Below are 18,102 nucleotides of genomic sequence, written 5' to 3'. Positions count from 1 at the left end.
CCACCCATGCGGGCAACCCACAGAGGTCTCAGGTGCTTTTTGGAGCCTAGCTCGCGACATCGGCGACAACAACTTTCGTAGCCTTGTTCTTAGCTCGTTCCAGTTTGTTCAGCGCCTTTCGCATTCTGGCGACCGCTTCCTTGGCTTTGTCTCCTTCGATCGTGTCCCGCTTGATCACTTCATTTTCAACCATCAGCGAGAGGTTCTCGTTGCCGACTTTGATGTCAGGAAACAGTCTCCGGATTTCCCGACGCACCACTGAGATGACCGCATCCGACCGTATGATCGCAGATACAGTAAACTTATTGAACAACTGGGCCTGCTGGTGAAATGCGTCCATCGCGTCGGTCGTCAGCCCTTCCTTGGCGTATAGGAAAAGGCACTGCAAATGATCCTCGTTCTTCGGACTTACATCCGCCAGTACTATACGGCAAACTTCTTCATGGCTGATCTGGTTTGCCACATAGATACGGACCAGCCGCCATTCGACCGCGTTGGTCAGGATTACCCAGTGAATGCCTTGGTGAGCCCCGTAGTCAATAACCTGCCTCAGGTGGTTATCGGCCAAGCTGCTGCCTGCTGATTTCACTTCGACAAGCAATCGCAATTTTCCTGCGATCTTGATGGCAAGATCGCAGTATGTCGCCTTGATCTGGTGTTCCGACGTCAGTTCGTCATATTTGTCATAGCCAAAAACATCAGCGAGAATGTCCTTGACCAAGGTAACCGTATCAGCCTCTGCGACATCGGATTTTTGCTGAGCCAACGCAATCCGCTGGTACTTCTTCAGATTAGACGCAACGCGTTCGACAAATTTCTTTGGTAATATATTCAATGACTCACCCTCCCTATCCCCGACGGGAATTGAGGACGAGTTTACTTGAAAGACAAGTGAAAAATTACGCTATGTGCTCAGGTTCAGGGCATCCGAGGCGCGAAAGGCCAAGCAATTGGCTTTTTCGTCCGCTATGCGGCCTGCCCTCACCCCACCGCCACGCACTCAATCTCGATATCGAACTCCATCGGCCATGACGCCACCGGCACGAAACTCCGCGCCGGCGGGTTCACGCTGAAATACCGGGCATACACCCTGTTTATCGCGTTGTAGAAGCCGGAATTGACGGCGTAGATGCGCACCATCACGACGTTTTCCAGCGAGGTTCCGGCCGCTTCCAGGCAGTGTTTCAGCGCCTTCAGCGACGCCTCGGTCTGGACCTCGATGTCGCCGCGCACCATCTCGCCGGTCACCATGTCCACCGGCGGCGTCGCCGAGATGAACACGAAACCGTTGGCCCGCACCGCCGTCGAACAGGGCAGGCCCAGCGCCCGCACCTTGTCCGACATGACGGGCACTTCGATGACTTCTTTCTTCATGGGTGTCCTCCCTGGGTTGGCAGGGAGCTTAGCGGGCTGCCGGGCGAACGCCAGCGGCGGGATATGGTCCAGGCGTCACTCCTGCCCAAGATTGCCCTCATCCCTGCCCCGGATAAGGCGTGCCGTCCTTGTGCAGGAAGCGCCCGTCCGAACTCGGGCTCATCATGTCGATGTCCGAGCAGGTGATGACATCGTCCTGAGAGCGCGAGCCGACTTCCAGGTAGCGCGCCGTGACCGGCGAGCGGTTGATCATGTGATGGCCATTGCCGCTGTTCTTGGCGAAGGCAGCACTATCGCCGGCCTTGAGCAGCGTCTCGCCACCATCCTCGACCAGCACCAGTTCGCCTTCCAAGACATAGACGAGCTCGTCCTCGTGGCTGTGCCAGTGACGCTGGCTCGACCAGCCGCCGGGTGGCAATGTCACCAGGTTGACGCCGAAATCGGTAAGCCCGCCGGCATCGCCGAGGCGCCGGCGCGTACGGTCGGCACACGGGGCGTCGAAGGGTGCGGGGTAGCCCGAGCCCTTGCGCACTGGCACGGATGCGAGGTCGATCTTGGGCATGGGATGCTCCCGAGGTGAGGCGGCAGTCTAGCGCATGGCCGGTGGAGGCACAGGGCCTTCTTGCGGCTGCTGGTTTGCCAGAGGTAGAGCGCCTGACACCCCAACTTCGTCATCCTAGGGCGAAGCAGCCGCGGAGCGGCGTCGCGGAGACCCCAGGATCCATGCCGCGACATTAATCGGGGACGCAGCGGAACAGAATTACGAACTGTAGCGACGCTTTGAAGTCCGGCATGGATCCCTTGGGCTGCGGAGCAGCTCCAGGGGTCTGCGCCGCGTCGCTGCGCTCCTTGCTCCGCCCGTGGATGACGAAATGAAGGAGGTCTCCACCAACCAGAAGGATGGCCTGTCCTTGACCGAACAACTCGCCCAGCCCCTAATGCACCGCGCCGAGCTCCTTCACGTGCTTCTCGTGCATCTTCAGCGTCGGCAGCGTCTTCTTGGCGAATTCCTTCAGCGCGGGGCCGTCGCCCGATTTCGCATAGGTGCTGAACAGGGCGACCGCCTGCTTGTGGGCCTCAGTCTGCATCATGACGTATTTCTCATCGAACGCCTTGCCGCTGGCGGCTTTCAGCTGGTCCAGCATCTGCTGGTCCTTGGGCTGCAGCGCGGGTCCGGCGGGCTTGATCGAGGCGGTGGTCTGCCCCTTGCTCAGCGCCTGCTTGAAGTCCTCGCCGGCCTTGGTGTGGTCCTTGATCATCTGGCCGGCGAAGGCCTTGACGTCCGCCGAGGCGGATTTCTGTTCGGCCAGCTTGCTCGACTGGATCTCGAATTCATTGGCACTGGGCACGGTGGCGACAAAGGTCGGGGTGTCGACCTTGCTGTCGGGCAACATGGGCGCGACCGCGTTCGAATTGGTGCCGTTCGTCTGGGCAAGGGCGGCGGGCGCGACGGCGGTCAGCGCGACGGCGGCCATGGTCAGGAGCATTTTCATCTGGCGTCTCCGATCGGAATGGTTCCCTCGAGGAGTCCAACGCCGCAGATGCGGCGAGGTTGCCAGCCGTGTCCCTTCTCGTCGCGCCGTAGAAGGGAAAGCAGCCTTGCGACCGCGGCAGGATCTACGGACGACGAGGCCCCAGCAGAAAGGCTGTCATCGTCGCGCTCACGCACGCCACCGCCAACAAGGGGACGAAGCCCGAAGAGCCGGGGCTTCGGTGCATTGGAACAAGGCTTTCCGGAGCCGGAGCATTTTGAACCAACCCGTCCAGGTCGGACCTGCTCCCCCGGCGAACGGAATAGGCGCGCGTCAACTCCGCACCGAGCAGAAAGATTTCCGATGAATAATAGACCCAGAGCAGTATGACGAGCAGCCCTCCGGCCGCACCATAGGACGACGCGATCGCACTCGTGCCGATATACCAGCCGATAAGCGACTTTCCCAACGTGAACAGAGCGGCGGTCACCACGGCACCGATCCCGACATCCCGCCATTGCAAGGCACGGTCCGGCAGCACTTTGTAGATCGCGGCAAACATCACGGAGATCAGGGAAAAGGAAATCAGGGTGTTGATGGCGCTCAGAACAAATTCGCCGAACGGCAGATAAGCGCTGATCACGCTGCCCAGAGCCGAGACCGCCGCGCTCGCCGCCAGGGACACCAGCAACATGAAGCCGAGGGCGGCGACCAGACCGAGACTTGCCGCACGCGCGCGCAAGAGACGCGACAGCGAATCCCCTTTCGCTTCAACTTTCCATATTGCATTCAGGGCCTGCTGCATCTCGCCGAACACCGCGGAGGCGGTGACGAGCAGAGTGGCCACGCCGATGAGGGCCGCCAGGGTCCCCGATGATTTGCTGGATGCCCCTTCGAGCGCCGTCTGAAGCAGCGCCGCGCTTTCGCGGCCCATCAGCCCCGATATCTGAGCAGACAAGGCCAACTGTGCCGCGTCATGACCAAAAGCGATGCCAGCTATCGCGACGACGATTATCAGAACCGGGGCCAGCGACGTGGCGGCATAAAACGCCATCGCCGCGCCATGGCTAAGGGCATTGTCGTTGACAAAGCCAACCACGCTTTCTCGCACCAAGTCCCATACGTCTTTAACTGCAGGGCGCACGTCTAATCCGTGAAGCGGGTCGCAAACCGTCTCCTATCAATGCAGCGGATCTTCCGATGTTCCGGCCGACTTGAGTGAGAGTTCCAGCAGCCACGTGATGCGCGGATCAAGGACACGGATCAAACGCAAGGCATTCGCCCGACGAGCCCGCCTACCTCATCGAACAGACCGACGGCGACCATGTGCTGAAGTGCCACTCGGAACTGAAGCGTGCGGACCGAGCGGCTTCAGTGGCAGCACGCCTCGCCATATTGCAGCTGCTCGCCGAAATTCGGCCGGCCCTCCGGCGTGAAATCCATCAGGTTCCACAGGATCTCACAGGTGCCGATGGCGCGCGGGTCCTGGCCGGGCTCGGTCGGCGCGAAGCCGAGTTCCGACGACCAGAAATGCCTGATGCCGTCAGCGTCGCGGTGGAACACCGACAGCAGCGGAATCTGCGCGCCGTCGGCATCCTCGGCATTGTAGTCGCGCTTGAAGCTGTTGTTGGCCGACGACACCAGCCGCATGTTGCGCCAGCCGCGATCGCGGCCGAGCGTGACGAGGTTTTCCAGCGCCGTCTTGGCCACCACGGCGAAGTTGAAGCCGGCCGCTTCGAGATGGCCGACCGCGCCGTCGAACTGGTCGAGCAGGGCGGTGCAGGACGGGCATGGCTGGTCGGGCCGGGCGAGCTTTGCCGTGCCGCCGCTGGTCGCGACGTCGCGCGTCTCCCGCGGATGGCGCGGGAACATCATGTTGTAGAGGATCAGCGTGTTCTTGCCGGCCGCGAACAGCTCCGACAGTTTTATCCTGGCGGGCTTGCCGGCTTCATCGAGCCCGTCGAATACATAATCCTGCGGCACCAGCCCGCCCGGCGGCAGCGCGCGACGTGCCTCGGCCACGGCTTCCATGGCCCGGCGCAGCTCGATTTCCTTGTTCAGCAGCTTTTCGCGCGCGGTGCGGTATCTGGCGGATTCGTTGGGAAAGGTGATCATGATCGGCTCCTTGGTTCCGCGCGCCGGCGTCCCGGCGCGGTTGCTCTGCGACCCAAGGACGTTTGGCCGGAACCGGTCCCGACATTTCGCATCGGGACAGGCCCGGCCTTGCCACATCCCCGTTATCGGCTACAGCTGCGAGTGGAGAGAAGAATGCACGAAGCCGACGAGATCGACCTGCGCTGCCCGCAAGTGGTGGCCGACAATGCCGCCAAGGGCCTGCGGCTGCGCAAGCAGTTCGGCCGTGGCGGCACCGAGATCGGCGTGGCGCGGGCGACGGAGCTGAAGAACCGTGAGAAGCTGGCGCCTTCCACCATCCGCCGCATGGTCAGCTACTTTGCCCGCCACGAGGTCGACAAGCGCGGCAAGAATTACGGCAATGAGGAAAACCCTTCGGCCGGCACCATCGCCTGGCTCTTATGGGGCGGCGACGAGGGCCGCGCCTGGGCGCTGGAGATCAAGCAGAAGATCGGCAGCGCGCCCGATATCTGAACGCCGACCGCCCCTCACCCCTTGACCCCACCGGCGGTGAGGCCGGAGACGATCTTGCGCTGGAAGACCAGCACCAGCATCACCAGCGGCACCGTGACGATCACCGAGGCGGCCATGATGTTGCCCCACGGGATTTCGAACTGCGAATTGCCCGAAAGCAGCGCGATCGCCACCGGCACGGTCCGCCGCGCGTCGTTGGAGGTGAAGGTCAGCGCAAACAGGAACTCGTTCCAGGCGCCGATGAAGGCCAGCAGCCCGGTGGTCGCCAGCGCCGGCCACATCAGCGGCAGGAAGATGCGCGTGATGATGATCCACGGCGTCGCGCCATCGAGGATCGCCGCCTCCTCGACCTCCACCGGCAGGTCGCGCACGAAAGCGGTGAGCACCCAGACGGTGAACGGCAGCGTGAAGATCATGTAGGAGAAGATCAGCGCGAGGAGGGAATTGTAGAGGCCGAACAGCCGCACCAGCTCGAACAGCCCGGCCAGCACCGCCACCTGCGGGAACATCGAGACCGACAGGATGGCGAACAGCAATGCCGAGCGGCCGCGAAAACGGATACGCGCCAGCGCGTAGGCCGCGGTGACGCCGAGGAACAGCGACAGCGCCACCACCGCACCCGAAACCACGAGCGAGTTCAGCAGGTTGCGCAGGAAGGCGCCTTCGGCCAGCACGTTGCGGTAATTGCCGAGGCTGGGCGCCTTCGGCCACAGGTCGGCCTGGAACAGCTCGGTCCCCGATTTGAGGCTGGTGACGATGGCGTAATAGAACGGGAACACCGCGATCAGCACGATTGCTCCGACCAGCAGATAAAAACCTATGCGCTTCAGCAGCCACATCTCAGCGGCCTCCGTCCAGGCTTAGCCGGCCGATGCGGATGGTGAGCATGGTGAGCAGAGCGAGGATGAGGAAGAGCAGGGTCGAGGCGGCCGAGCCATAGGCGAACTTGTCGAACTCGAACAGGTTCTCGCGGGCGAACACCGACATCGACTTGGTGTGCGCATTGTTGGGCGTCAGCACGTAGATCAGGTCGAAGATCCGTAGCGCATCGAGCGCGCGGAAGATCACCGCCACCATCACCGCCGGGCGGATCAGCGGCAAGGTCACCCGCCAGAAGATCTGCCAGGGATTGGCGCCGTCCAGCCTGGCGACCTCGATGATCTCGCGCGGCAGCATCTGCAGCGCGGCCAGGATCAGCAGCGCCATGAAGGGCGTCGTCTTCCAGATGTCGACGATCAGCACCGCCGCCATCGCCGTATCCGCGCTGGCGGTCCAGGCGATCTTGTGGTCGATCAGCCCGAGGTTGACGAGCACGACATTGATGATGCCGAACTGGTCGTTCAGCATCCACTGCCACATCTTCGCCGAGACGATGGTCGGGATCGCCCAGGGGATGAGGATCGCCGCCCTGACGATGCCGCGGCCGGGGAATTCGGCGTTGAGCACCAGGGCGACGACCATGCCGAGGATCGTCTCGCAGGTCACCGAAACCGCCGCGAACCGCACGGTGTTCCACACGGCGCCCCACCAGACCGGGTCGAGAAGCAGCCCGTCGTAGATGACGCGCCCGCTCGGCATGCGCAGCACCGAGACGTAATTGGCCAAGCCGACCCATTGCCGGGCGTCGAGGTCTGACAGCGAGGCGTCGGTGAAGCTGAAATAGACCGTGCGCGCCAGCGGCCAGCCGGCAGCGGCGGCGAGCACCACAAGCATCGGCGCCAGAAACAGCCATGCCGAGCGCACACGCTGGCGCGTCAGGCTCGAACCAGAGCGCGCATCGGCCGGGTGCGCGCTCACCAGCCCTTGCCTTTCAGCCGGGTCAGCGTCGCTTCGAGGTCGGCCAGATTGTCGGCGGCACTGCCCTCGCCGGACAAGGTCTTGTGGACGGCGTTCCAGAACTGGCTCGACGCCTCGTTGTACTTGTTCCTGGTCACCGCCGAGGGCCGAGGCCCGGCATTGAGGAAGACCTCTTTCCAGTGTGGAATGATGGGCTGTTGCCGGGCGATGTCGGCATCATCATAGAGCGCCTGGATGGTCGGCAGGTTGGCGGTCTTGAGCGTGCGGTATTTCTGCATTGCCGGCGAGGCGATGAACTTGACCAGCTCGATCGCGGCATCCGGGTGCTTGGAATATTTCGAGACCGCGAGGTTCCAGCCGCCGAGCGTCGCGGCCGGCCGGGCGCCCTCGCCCGTGCCCGCCGGCAGCGGTGCGACATCGAACTTGCCCTTGATCGGCGACCCCTGGCTGTTGCCCAGCGCATAGGCATAGGGCCAGTTGCGCATGAAGACCGCATTGCCGGTCTGCCACACGCCGCGCGCCTCCTCTTCCTGGTAGGCGAGCACGCCGGGCGGGGCGATGGTGCCGATCCAGGCCTTGGCCATGTCGAGCGCGGCCGCCGCCTGGGGGTTGTTGATTGAAATCGCGCCATCCGGCTCGACGATATGGCCGCCGCCATTCGACACCACCCATTCGAACGCGTCGCAGGTCAGCCCCTCATAGGCGTTGCCCTGGAAGACGAAACCCCAGATATCCCTGTTGCCCGACGCCCGCTCCTTGTCCATCACCAGCCTGGCGGTGTCACCCAGCTCCTTCCAGGTGGCCGGCACCTTGGCGCCGTATTTGTCGAGCAGGTCCTTGCGGTAATAGAGCGCCGGCGCATCGGTGAAGATCGGCAGCGCCACCAGCCTGCCGTCGACGGTCTGCGACTGGATGATCGACGGAAAATGCCTGGCCACGACATCCCTGGTCGCTTGGGTCAGGTCGACGAACTGGCTGGCGAGCTGCGGCGCCCAGATGACATCGGTCTGGTAGACGTCGACGTCGCTGTTGCCGGCGGCGAGCCACAGCCTGTACTGGCCGAACTGGTCGGTCCCCGACGACGGCATGGCGACGATGGTGACCGTGTCGCCGCTCTCCTTCTCATAGCGGTCGAGGATCTCGCGCAGCACCTTGAGGCCGTTGCCGGTGTCGCCCGACACGATCGACAGCTCGACCGCGCGCGCCGGACCCGCCGCGAGCACGACAACGACGCTCAACGCCAGCCATGCGTGGAAAAGCTTCATCGCGGCGGATCTCCCTTGGCAGCCGGCGGCGCACGGCACCGGCAGCCGGTCAGACCCCACCGTTCATTGAATGCGGAGCAGCGCCTTGGGTTCCCGAACAGCCATCGCCGCCAGTCAGCCTTCCCAGGCGACGGGCCTCATGCCCAGCCGCTCGTAGAGCCGCACGGCGGCGGGGTTCTCGAGCGTATTGGTCTTGAGGTCGACATGGGCGGCGCCCCGGTCGCGAAAAATAGCGAAGGCGTGCCACATCAGCGCTTCGCCGACACCCTTGCCGCGCGCTTCTGGATGAACGGCCAGATCCTTGACGAACGCCGAGCTCCAGCACAGTGCAGCCGCCGCCAGCCTGCCCTTGGCGTCGATGACGAGGAAACACAGCGCCGGGTCGAATTGGGGATCTTCGGATATGCGCGGCCACCATTCGTCGAAGGGGCCGTCCGTGCCGTCGTCGAACACTTCGCCCAGCAACGCATGCAGGGGCAGCGCGTCGCCGCGCTCGAACGAGCGCATGACGAAGCCGTCCGGCCAATGCGGTGGAACGAGTGTCTCGTCGAGGATCTTGCGCAGCCGGATGTCGTTCGGAGCCGGCGGGCGCGGTTCGGGCATCGCGCTCAGGCGTCGGGCTGAAGGCGCCCGCGCTTGCGGTCGACGCCGAGGCCGGTCGCCTCGAGCAGGCCCTTGCGCTTGGCGTCGAAATAATAGCCGGTCTGGTAGAGCCAGTCGGCCTTCTTGGCGTTGCCGTTGGACACCAGCCAGGCGCCGCGCAGATATTTGACCGCGTATTTGAGGTTGGTCTCGGCGTCGAACAGGCCCTTGGCCGGCCCATCATAGCCCATGCCGCGCGCCGTCGCGTGCTTGATCTGCATCAGCCCCCAATGGCCATTGTTGTAGGCCTTGGGATTGTAGGTGCTTTCGCGGTTGACGACATGGCGCACCAGATCCACCGGCACCTGGTAGAAGGCGGCGTATTTGACGATCAGCCGGTCGACGTCGCCGCGCATGCCGGTCGCATGCTGCTCCGGCTCGACCGGCTCCGAAGGGAACTGCACCAGGGCGGCAGGGTTCTGCGGCACGACATAGGCCACCTGCTGCACGCCAGGCAGTTTCTGGCCGCCCTTGGCAACCGCCGGCACGATGAGCCCGGCGGTCGTATAGGTCTCCGCCGACTGGATCGGTCGGCCGGCTTTCGCCGGGGCCGGCGCCTGCCAGGCATTGGCGGCCATCACGGCGGGCACGGCAGGCGCGGTTGGGGTCGCCCCGGCAAAGGCCGCGGTCGCCGCGGCCGGCTGGGCGACGGCATCGAGGGCCGGTGTACCCGCGCTTGGAGTCGACTCGGCGGTCTGGACGGGGCTGATTCCGGAGGATTGCGGCAGCACCGAAACCGTTTCCGGCAAGGGGATGGTGAAGCCGGCATCGCTGCCGGCAACGGTCGCGGTTTCGGTCAGCGACGGCGCGGCCTTCATCTGCGAGGTCGAGGTGCAGCCGCTGATGCCGGCAGCCGCCACGATCACGCCGATGGCGATAAGGGTTTGTTTTGCTGGCAAGCCGCGTTCGGTGTCCGGTTTGTCGGGTGTTAAGATTTTCCTTACACCAGCGATTCCTGGGTAGCAATCGGGGCCATCTGGTGGTTTTCGGGTGGCGGGATGCAGGCAGCGATGCCATATTGTTCCTGATATGTACCGGCAGGAATCCCGGATTTCGCCGCTTTGCGGAAAGGAGCGCAGCATGGAAACGACATCTTCGATCACGGCCGGCCACGCAGTGTTAGAAACAGTGATCGGTTTCATGGGCATCGCCTGGAGCGAAAAGGGCCTGATCCGGCTTTGCCTGCCCGAACGCAGCCGCGAAGCGGTGGAGCGGCGGCTGATGCGCCATGCCGGTATTTCCGCCTCCACGGCCCGGCCGTCATGGGTGGTCGAACTGATCGCCTCGATCAAGGCTTACGCCGCGGGCGAGGACGTCGATTTCACCGGCTTTCCCGTCGACCTCGACGGCATCGACGATTTCCGCCTCGCCATCTACGACGCGGCACGAAAACTCGGCTACGGCGAAACCACTACCTATGGCGAACTCGCCAAGCGCGCCGGCCATGCCGGCCTGCCGCGTGAAACCGGGGCCGCCTTGGGTGCCAATCCGGTGCCGCTGGTCATCCCGTGCCACCGCATCCTTGCCGCCGGCGGCAAGATCGGCGGCTTCTCGGCGCCCGGCGGCTCGACCACCAAGGAAAAGATGCTGGCCATGGAAGGCGTGCATGTCGGCCCGCCGCCGCCGGCGCAGGTGTCCTTCGGCTTTTGAGAGCAGTAAGCCGCTCCCGGGTGCTAATGGCGCCGGATGAATCGATGCCTGAAATGCTCATTGTCCGGCCGCTTGCAGTTGTACACCGGGCAGGACTTGGTGTCGGCGCTCGGCACATAGGCGCGTGTCCGCACCTCGCCCATGGTGCAGAACTGCTGGCTCTGCACATAGCGGTCATAGAGCGGCAGCCCCGGCACCCGGTTCGACTGATAGCGAAGGATAACCGCACCTTGGCGCGCGATCGTCGACTGGACCTTGCCGCAGCTCAGACGTGTGGGGTCGTAGCGCGAGATGGCCTGCGCCTGGGCGGCCAGCAGCGTGAGGCAGGCGGCAAGCAGGATGGTTTTCATGGTCGCTCTCCCCTCGATCCGCCGCCCGGGACGGCACGATCTTGCGCCACGGTTTCACCAGATTGGGGCGGTCGTTGGGCGGCCCCGGATCACGACGTTTTCACGCAGTCTTGTTTTTTGTGCGAAAGCAGCCTATATCAGCCCCATTGATATTTCGGCCGATCGATCCGGGCCTCGCGATCTTCGCGTTTGCTGACGTCTATCTCCAAAATCTCGATGCACACCGGCTGGACTTCGGTCCGGTCATACCAAAGCAAATGTGAAGGACTATTTTTATGGCAACTGGAACGGTCAAGTGGTTCAACGCCACCAAGGGTTTCGGCTTCATCCAGCCTGACAGCGGCGGCGCGGACGTTTTCGTCCACATCTCGGCTGTCGAGCGCGCTGGACTGTCGACCCTGGTCGAAGGCCAGAAGATCAACTTCGAGATCGAGCAGGACCGCCGCACCGGCAAGTCGTCCGCTGGTTCTCTGAGCAAGGCAGCCTGATTTTGAAAATGGCGCGCGCCGGACGAGAGTTCGGGGCGCGCGGCAAGTCACGGATGTACTGACGGTCGCGCGAGAAGCGCGCCGGAGCGGAAAGACCCGACAAGCTGGAACAGCAGATAGCTGCCAGCCCGGACCGGACGCTCCCAATCAGGCTACCGAAATGGGAAGGCGGGATTTATCCCGCCTTTTTATTTGTCTGGGGTTCAGAGATCACGCTGTGTTGCCGCTTTCGCCAATCACCTGCGTCGCCTACCCCACCCACTCGATCGGCACATGCCCCGGGTCCGCCTCCACGCGGCCGAGCCAGGCGACCACCGCCGGATAGGCGTCGAGCTGGAAGCCGCCCTGCTCCGCCGTGTGGGTATAGGCATAGAGCGCGATGTCGGCGATGCTGAATGTGCGGCCGGCGAAGAAGGCGTTGTTTTCGAGATATGTGTTCATGACGCCGAGCGCCTTGTTGCCGCGCTCCAGCGTCGCCGCCAGCCGCTCCGGCGTGGCATCCGCTGCGCGTTCCGGAAAGGTCAGCAGCGCCTTGCGCACGGCGATATAGGGCTCGTGGCTGTATTGTTCGAAGAACAGCCACTGATAAGCGAGCCCGCGCTCATATTTGTCCGCGGGCAGCAAGCGTGTGCCTTCGGCGAGATAGAGCAGGATGGCGTTGGATTCTGCCAGCCGCCGGCCGTCGTCCAGTTCCAGCAGTGGCACCATGGCGTTCGGGTTCTTGGCGACGAAATCGGCCTTGCGCGTATCGCCGGTATGCGAACTCACCTCGACGGTGGTGAAGGCCAGGCCGAGCTTGGCCATCAGCAAACGCGGCTTGTAGCAATTGCCGCTATCGATCATGCTGTAAAGTATCATCATGGTTCCCCGGAGCGCTGCTTCTGCGAGCGGATTATCGCAGCGGCGCCATCCTCAACCAATGATTTGTTTTGGCGCGACCATCAGCGCCGCTTATGCAATGGCACGACCTTGTTGTCGAAGCCCAGCAGCGCATCGACGGCAAGCGGCTCTTCGTTGAAGATGGTGCCGGCCAGCGCCGGACGCCCGAGAAGAAAGCCCTGCAGCAAATCGACCCCGCCTTCGAGCGCGACACGCAAATGGGTGGGCTGCTCGATGCCCTCGACCAGCACCTTGGCACCGCGATCGTGGAGGCTGGACACCAGCGGGCGGAAGAAGCGTTCCGCGGCGGCGTGGCGGCAGAATTCCGCGAACCAGCCGCCATCGATCTTGACGATGTCGGGCTGAAGCAGGCTCACCCGCTCCACGGTCGAGTGGCCGGTGCCGAAATCGTCAATGGCGATGCGGATGCCGTCGCGCCGCATTTCACGCACCAGTCTGGCCAGCAGCGCATAGTCCGCCGCCTGCTCGGTGATTTCACACACGAGCATTGCCGGAGCCAGGCCAAGTTCGTCGAGGTGCCGGCTCATCAGCCGGATCTCGGCCAGCGCCCGTCCAGCATGGTCGTTGACCAGGGGATTGTAATTGAAGAACAGGTCGAGCCCGTCGACCCCGATATTGTGGAAATTCCTCAGATGCAGCACCCGGCACATTGTTTCGACGTACAGCCGCTCCGGAGCCGCGACGCTGTCGAAGAACACCCGCGGCGACACCGGCCGGCCGGCGCGGTGCGGTTCGATCAGGCCCTCGACGGCCACGGGATGCAAGCTGCCGCCGCGCGGGGCGTAGATCGGCTGGTAGGCGCTGCGCAGGCGGAAGTCGCCATGGATGCCACATTCGATGCCGATCTCGTCGACGAAGATCGCATCGCCGACGGTGCGCCGCCGCTCGACGCTCATGGCGCCACCTTGCGCCCGAAAGCTTTTGCGGGCCTCCCGGCGCGCGGCGCGACGGTGGCGGGAGCGGACGCATGGCTCAGGGGAGGAACCGGCTCGGGACTGCCCTGGCCGAAAGCGCGGAAACTCGTCGGCGCCAGTTCTGGGCGGGCCAGCACATAGCCCTGGACCATCGAGGCGCCCGATCGTTCCGCCAGCTCCAGTTGCCAGCCTTCCTCGATACCTTCGAACACGGTGCGGATGCCCTGGTCCTCGAAGCTCCTCACCATGGATGTCAGCAGCGCGAAACCGGCGCCCGATTCCATCAGTTGCGTGATCCAGTGCGCATCGAACTTGACGATGTCGGGGCGCAATTCCTTGACGCGGGTGATGTCGGAATCGTCGGCGCCATAGTCGTCGACGGCAATCCGGAAGCCGTTGGCCCTGAGCGCGGCGACGAAGCCGTGCAGGGTTTCCTGCGATGCCGATCTCTGCTCCGTCACCTCGCAAACGACGCGGCCCGGATCGATGCCGGCTTCGTGCAGCACCAGCCGCATGTCACGCAAGGCACTGTCGGCGACAGCGCGCTCGGTGAACACCGACGGGTCGAAATTGATGAAGATCGACGCCTCTCGCGGCAGGCAGGCGCCGGCATTGAGCAGATGCAGCGTCCTGGTCAGCGCCTCGACATGCAGACGGTCGGCCGCCGGACAGGTCGAAAAAAAGCTCATCGGCGATTGCGGCTCGCCGTCGCGAAACGGACGGATCAGCCCTTCGAAGGCGGCAACCGAAAGCTTGCCCTCGTTGAAGGCAAAGATCGGCTGAAAAGCGCTTTGCAGCGTATAAATGCCCCAGACACCACTCGAGGTGCCGTCATCATGACGGGTGATATGGGCAAGTCCGATGCTGCGCGACAAAGGTTCCTCGCTCCGCGACCTGGCGGAATTGAACCGCGATCCTGCCATGCAAGCCTCTACCGCCCGTTAATGAACTTTCTTTTGCCGATCACGCCTCATTGACCGCGCTGCCCCACCTGGCCCAGCCGACAAGGCTTGCGCTGACGGGAATGTTGCGACATGAGAAGCGCCGCGGCCGCTCCTGGCCGCGCCGATCCTTTGGAGAGACAAAAGGTCATGGCCTTTCTTGCCGACACCCTTTCCCGCGTTAAGCCTTCCGCCACCATCGCGGTGACGCAGAAAGCGCGCGAGCTGAAAAATGCCGGCCGGGACATCATTGGCCTTGGCGCCGGCGAGCCCGATTTCGACACGCCCGACAACATCAAGAATGCGGCGATCGAGGCCATTCGCCGTGGCGAGACCAAATACCCGCCGGTTTCGGGCATCGTGCCGCTGCGCGAGGCGATCGCGAAAAAATTCAAGCGCGAGAACAATCTCGACTACAAGCCCGAGCAGACCATCGTCGGCACCGGCGGCAAGCAGATCCTGTTCAACGCCTTCATGGCGACGCTGAACCCCGGCGACGAGGTCATCATCCCCCGCCCCTACTGGGTCAGCTATCCCGAAATGGTGGCGATCTGCGGCGGCACGTCGGTGTTTGCCGACACCTCGATCGACAATGGCTTCAAGCTGACGCCGGCGGTGCTGGAAAAGGCAATCACGCCGAAGACCAAATGGCTGCTGATGAACTCGCCGTCGAACCCGTCGGGCGCGGCCTATAGCGAGGCCGAACTGCGGGCGCTCGCCGACGTGCTGCTGAAGCACCCGCAGGTCTGGACGCTGACCGACGACATGTACGAACACCTGACCTATGGCGACTTCGTCTTCAAGACCATCGCCGAGGTCGAGCCCAAGCTTTACGAGCGCACGCTGACCATGAACGGCGTCTCGAAAGCCTATGCCATGACCGGCTGGCGCATCGGCTACGCCGCCGGTCCCGTCCAGTTGATCAAGGCGATGGACATGATCCAGGGCCAGCAGACCTCCGGCGCCTGCACCATCGCGCAATGGGCTTCGGTCGAGGCGTTGAATGGCCCGCAGGATTTCATCGCCAAGAACAAGGCGATCTTTCAAGGCAGGCGGGACCTCGTCGTCTCGATGCTCAACCAGGCGCGCGGCATCACCTGCCCGTCGCCGGAAGGCGCCTTCTATGTCTATCCGTCCTGCGCCCAGCTGATCGGGAAGAAGACCAAGGCCGGCAAGATGATCGACAGCGACGAGGCCTTCTGCTCGGAACTGCTCGAGGCCGAGGGCGTCGCGGTGGTGTTCGGCTCGGCCTTCGGCCTTGGCCCCAACTTCCGCATCTCCTACGCCACCTCGGAGACGCTGCTGGAGGAAGCCTGCACGCGCATCCAGCGCTTCACGGCATCGCTGACCTGATCTGGTCGATCCGAAACAAACCCGGCGTCACCGCTGTCAGGCGTTACCGCCGGGTTTGTGGATACAGCAATCAGCCGCCATATTGCGCCGCGGTCACCTCTTCCAGCCAGTCGGCATGGACGCCGTCGAGCGCCTCCTGCATGGCGATGTGCGTCATTGCCGATTTCGGCGCCGCGCCATGCCAATGCTTCTCGCCAGGCGCGAAGGAGATGACGTCACCGGCCCTGATTTCCTGGATCGGCCCGTCCCATGTCTGGACCAGGCCGGCGCCTGCGGTGACATAAAGCGTCTGGCCAAGCGGATGCGTGTGCCAGTGGGTGCGCGCGCCGGGCTCGAAACTGACCAGCGTGGCCCTGAGCCGCGCTGGCGGCTCCTTCTCGATGATTGGCGTCTGCAGAACCCGGCCGGTGAAATATTTTTCCGGCGCTATAACGGTCGGCACGCTGCCGCAAGCAATGATCTTCATCGTCTGTTCCCTGGAACTGGTGGTTGCCGGTGAGATGCCGGCCCGCGAAGTGAGCCGCATTCTCGGTCTGGATCGGCTCTGATGCAACCGCCCTTGTCACCTCGCTTGGACGAAGGCCTGATTTCTTAACCATGACACTTGCCGGCACGGGACCGCCAAGCGAAATGCCCGGGAATTCAATGTCTTCTTAACGGCTGCGCACTAGCCGTTGGCCTGCATTGCGGGGGCTGGCGGATGAGCATACTGGCGACGATCAAGGACCATAGCGGCCGGATCTATCGCGGTATCCAGTCGCTGCTCGTGATCAGCACCGGCGCGGCGGTGCTTGGCGCTTTCGACGTCTCGCAAGACCTGTCCGCCGGCGGTGCCTTCGCCATCTCGATCCTGGCCACGAGCCTGGCCTTGCTGGCATTGATGTACATGCGCAGCAGCGTCGTCCATCGTCTCCAGTCGGCCGCCGCAGCGGAGGCCGAGAAACATCATTTCCTCACCAGGGATGCGATGACGGGCGCCATGACGAGACGTTATTTCCTCGAAGCGCTGCGCGAAGGCCTGGGCACCAGGCGCGACAGGCGCGAGGCAGCCTTGCTCTTGATCGACCTCGACCATTTCAAGCAGTTGAACGACACGTTCGGACACCAGTTCGGCGACCTCACCTTGGCGCATCTGGTCAAGACCGCGGAGCGCATCTTTGCAGGCGCCATGGTGGGGCGCCTCGGCGGCGACGAATTCGGTGTCATCATTCCGCATGGCGACCTGACGGCCATCAACAAGGATGTCAGACGATTGCTGGATGCCATGCGCGCCGGCAAATCGCATGAAGGCAAGACCATTCCGCTCTCCATCTCGATCGGCGTCGCCCTGGCGCCGGCCCATGCCTCGAACACGACGGAATTGATGCTGGTTGCCGATCTGGCGCTTTATGAAAGCAAGGCGGCGGGCCGTGGCCGCGTCACCGTCTTCGACGAGGAGATGCTGTCCGACAAGCGCTACCGGCGGCTGGTCGAACGGGAATTGCGCGCCGCGGTCTATCTGGGCGAACTCGAACTGCATTATCAGCCGATCGTCGGCCCGGACGGTTCCACCGAGGCGTTCGAGGGGCTGATCCGCTGGCGCCACCCGGTTCGCGGGCTGATCGCGCCGGCCGAGTTCATTGCGATCGCCGAGCGATCGACGTTGATCGACATGCTCGGCGAATGGGTGTTCAAGCGGGCTTGTGCCGACATCGGCCAGTTCGCCGGCCGCCGCATTTCCATCAACGTCTCCGGCGAGCAGCTCAAGCGTGACGAGATCGTGACCATGTGCGACCGCGTGCTGAAGGACACTGGCCGGTCGGCATCACAGTTCATCATCGAGATCACCGAGACGGTGGCGACCGCCGCCACGCCCGAGATCCTGCGGCGCCTCGAGGCATTGCGTGGCCTCGGCTTTCACATCGCCCTCGACGATTTCGGCACCGGCCATTGCGGCTTCAACTATCTGAAGACCTTGCCCGTCGATATCATCAAGATCGATCGCTCCTACATCCGCGCCCTCGCTCACGATCAGGTGGCACAGATATTCGTCTCGGCGCTGGCGCAGATCGCGCGCATCCAGGAGGTCACCATAGTGGCGGAAGGCGTGGAGACGGCAGAAGAATTCGCTCTCGCCAAGGCGGCCGGGTGCAATCGCTTCCAAGGTTATTTCTTCGGCAGGCCGGTGCCTCGCGGCAAGCTCGCGCTGCTTGACGGGCGCTCGGCCGAACCGCTCGCGCTCAGCGCCTGAGACGACCGGCCGTGCCTGCTCCCTATTTTTCTTGCCCTGCCGGCAAACAAGTGGGACGATAATCGCGGGCAGGTCGAAACAGACCGCCCGCGACGGTCGAACAGGCCGGCCGCCGCTCA

21 protein-coding genes are annotated in these 18,102 nt (G+C 63.6%); 5 read left to right on the top strand and 16 right to left on the bottom strand.

What is annotated here, in order from left to right; translation table 11 throughout:
* Window positions 1–46: 46 nt before the first annotated feature.
* From LB554_RS17480 to LB554_RS17455, 6 genes are all read right to left on the bottom strand, one after another.
* Window positions 47–835: a type I restriction enzyme HsdR N-terminal domain-containing protein gene (locus tag LB554_RS17480; RefSeq protein ID WP_224585852.1), complete on the bottom strand. Its 789-nt coding sequence runs from the start codon at window positions 833–835 to the stop codon at window positions 47–49.
* A gap of 146 nt (window positions 836–981) precedes the next feature.
* Window positions 982–1,374, bottom strand: coding sequence for a RidA family protein (locus LB554_RS17475; RefSeq protein WP_140721848.1), 393 nt, complete (start codon window positions 1,372–1,374; stop codon window positions 982–984).
* A 97-nt stretch (window positions 1,375–1,471) separates the two neighbouring features.
* Window positions 1,472–1,936: a cupin domain-containing protein gene (locus LB554_RS17470; protein WP_224585850.1), complete on the bottom strand. Its 465-nt coding sequence runs from the start codon at window positions 1,934–1,936 to the stop codon at window positions 1,472–1,474.
* A gap of 373 nt (window positions 1,937–2,309) precedes the next feature.
* Entirely contained in the window at window positions 2,310–2,867 is a 558-nt protein-coding gene (locus LB554_RS17465; RefSeq protein ID WP_224585847.1) for a DUF4142 domain-containing protein, read from the bottom strand.
* 124 nt (window positions 2,868–2,991) lie between these two features.
* On the bottom strand, window positions 2,992–3,945 hold the full coding sequence (locus tag LB554_RS17460; protein ID WP_411962635.1) for a YihY/virulence factor BrkB family protein: 954 nt from the start codon (window positions 3,943–3,945) through the stop codon (window positions 2,992–2,994).
* 272 nt (window positions 3,946–4,217) lie between these two features.
* Window positions 4,218–4,961: a DUF899 family protein gene (locus LB554_RS17455; RefSeq protein WP_224585844.1), complete on the bottom strand. Its 744-nt coding sequence runs from the start codon at window positions 4,959–4,961 to the stop codon at window positions 4,218–4,220.
* A gap of 153 nt (window positions 4,962–5,114) precedes the next feature.
* Here LB554_RS17455 and LB554_RS17450 point away from each other — a divergent pair, with 153 nt between their 5' ends.
* Window positions 5,115–5,453: a hypothetical protein gene (locus LB554_RS17450; RefSeq protein WP_224585842.1), complete on the top strand. Its 339-nt coding sequence runs from the start codon at window positions 5,115–5,117 to the stop codon at window positions 5,451–5,453.
* A gap of 14 nt (window positions 5,454–5,467) precedes the next feature.
* Here the strand turns inward: LB554_RS17450 and LB554_RS17445 are convergent, their stop codons facing one another.
* From LB554_RS17445 to LB554_RS17425, 5 genes are all read right to left on the bottom strand, one after another.
* Window positions 5,468–6,292 (bottom strand): carbohydrate ABC transporter permease, encoded by an 825-nt coding sequence (locus tag LB554_RS17445; RefSeq protein ID WP_224585840.1) that lies wholly within the window; start codon window positions 6,290–6,292, stop codon window positions 5,468–5,470.
* A 1-nt stretch (window position 6,293) separates the two neighbouring features.
* Window positions 6,294–7,166 (bottom strand): carbohydrate ABC transporter permease, encoded by an 873-nt coding sequence (locus LB554_RS17440; RefSeq protein ID WP_224585906.1) that lies wholly within the window; start codon window positions 7,164–7,166, stop codon window positions 6,294–6,296.
* Between the two features lie 80 nt (window positions 7,167–7,246).
* On the bottom strand, window positions 7,247–8,515 hold the full coding sequence (locus LB554_RS17435; RefSeq protein WP_224585838.1) for an ABC transporter substrate-binding protein: 1,269 nt from the start codon (window positions 8,513–8,515) through the stop codon (window positions 7,247–7,249).
* Between the two features lie 114 nt (window positions 8,516–8,629).
* Window positions 8,630–9,118: a GNAT family N-acetyltransferase gene (locus tag LB554_RS17430; RefSeq protein WP_140617760.1), complete on the bottom strand. Its 489-nt coding sequence runs from the start codon at window positions 9,116–9,118 to the stop codon at window positions 8,630–8,632.
* Between the two features lie 5 nt (window positions 9,119–9,123).
* Entirely contained in the window at window positions 9,124–10,056 is a 933-nt protein-coding gene (locus LB554_RS17425; RefSeq protein WP_140617759.1) for a lytic transglycosylase domain-containing protein, read from the bottom strand.
* Between the two features lie 181 nt (window positions 10,057–10,237).
* Between LB554_RS17425 and LB554_RS17420 the strand changes: the two genes are divergently transcribed.
* The gene (locus LB554_RS17420) at window positions 10,238–10,807 is read left to right on the top strand and encodes a methylated-DNA--[protein]-cysteine S-methyltransferase (RefSeq protein ID WP_224585836.1); all 570 of its coding nucleotides are present in this window, start codon (window positions 10,238–10,240) and stop codon (window positions 10,805–10,807) included.
* A 23-nt stretch (window positions 10,808–10,830) separates the two neighbouring features.
* Here the strand turns inward: LB554_RS17420 and LB554_RS17415 are convergent, their stop codons facing one another.
* Window positions 10,831–11,157 (bottom strand): hypothetical protein, encoded by a 327-nt coding sequence (locus LB554_RS17415; protein WP_224585834.1) that lies wholly within the window; start codon window positions 11,155–11,157, stop codon window positions 10,831–10,833.
* Between the two features lie 275 nt (window positions 11,158–11,432).
* Between LB554_RS17415 and LB554_RS17410 the strand changes: the two genes are divergently transcribed.
* A complete protein-coding gene (locus tag LB554_RS17410) occupies window positions 11,433–11,645 on the top strand; it encodes a cold-shock protein (protein ID WP_015316174.1) in 213 nt (70 codons plus the stop codon).
* A gap of 249 nt (window positions 11,646–11,894) precedes the next feature.
* On the opposite strand, the gene LB554_RS17405 is transcribed toward LB554_RS17410, so the two are convergent.
* The 3 genes from LB554_RS17405 to LB554_RS17395 all read right to left on the bottom strand — a co-directional run bounded on the left by LB554_RS17405 (window position 11,895) and on the right by LB554_RS17395 (window position 14,334).
* On the bottom strand, window positions 11,895–12,503 hold the full coding sequence (locus tag LB554_RS17405) for a glutathione S-transferase family protein (RefSeq protein ID WP_224585832.1): 609 nt from the start codon (window positions 12,501–12,503) through the stop codon (window positions 11,895–11,897).
* 83 nt (window positions 12,504–12,586) lie between these two features.
* On the bottom strand, window positions 12,587–13,441 hold the full coding sequence (locus LB554_RS17400; protein ID WP_224585830.1) for an EAL domain-containing protein: 855 nt from the start codon (window positions 13,439–13,441) through the stop codon (window positions 12,587–12,589).
* A complete protein-coding gene (locus tag LB554_RS17395) occupies window positions 13,438–14,334 on the bottom strand; it encodes an EAL domain-containing protein (RefSeq protein ID WP_224585828.1) in 897 nt (298 codons plus the stop codon). The genes LB554_RS17400 and LB554_RS17395 overlap by 4 nt, the downstream gene beginning before the upstream one ends.
* Before the next feature lie 216 nt (window positions 14,335–14,550).
* Here LB554_RS17395 and LB554_RS17390 point away from each other — a divergent pair, with 216 nt between their 5' ends.
* Complete coding sequence (locus LB554_RS17390; protein ID WP_224529284.1) at window positions 14,551–15,753, top strand: pyridoxal phosphate-dependent aminotransferase; 1,203 nt, start codon at window positions 14,551–14,553, stop codon at window positions 15,751–15,753.
* A 70-nt stretch (window positions 15,754–15,823) separates the two neighbouring features.
* Here LB554_RS17390 and LB554_RS17385 read toward each other — a convergent pair whose 3' ends face one another.
* The gene (locus tag LB554_RS17385) at window positions 15,824–16,219 is read right to left on the bottom strand and encodes a cupin domain-containing protein (RefSeq protein ID WP_140617749.1); all 396 of its coding nucleotides are present in this window, start codon (window positions 16,217–16,219) and stop codon (window positions 15,824–15,826) included.
* A 234-nt stretch (window positions 16,220–16,453) separates the two neighbouring features.
* On the opposite strand from LB554_RS17385, the gene LB554_RS17380 reads away from it, so the two are divergent.
* Window positions 16,454–17,983, top strand: a complete 1,530-nt coding sequence (locus LB554_RS17380; RefSeq protein ID WP_224585826.1) for a putative bifunctional diguanylate cyclase/phosphodiesterase — start codon at window positions 16,454–16,456, stop codon at window positions 17,981–17,983.
* Window positions 17,984–18,102 lie beyond the last annotated feature (119 nt).

This window comes from Mesorhizobium sp. CO1-1-11 (assembly GCF_020164995.1).
In the GTDB taxonomy this organism is placed as follows: domain Bacteria; phylum Pseudomonadota; class Alphaproteobacteria; order Rhizobiales; family Rhizobiaceae; genus Mesorhizobium; species Mesorhizobium australicum.
The sequence above is the reverse complement of the archived record's forward strand: the minus strand, read 5'-3'. Positions and strand labels throughout refer to the sequence as shown.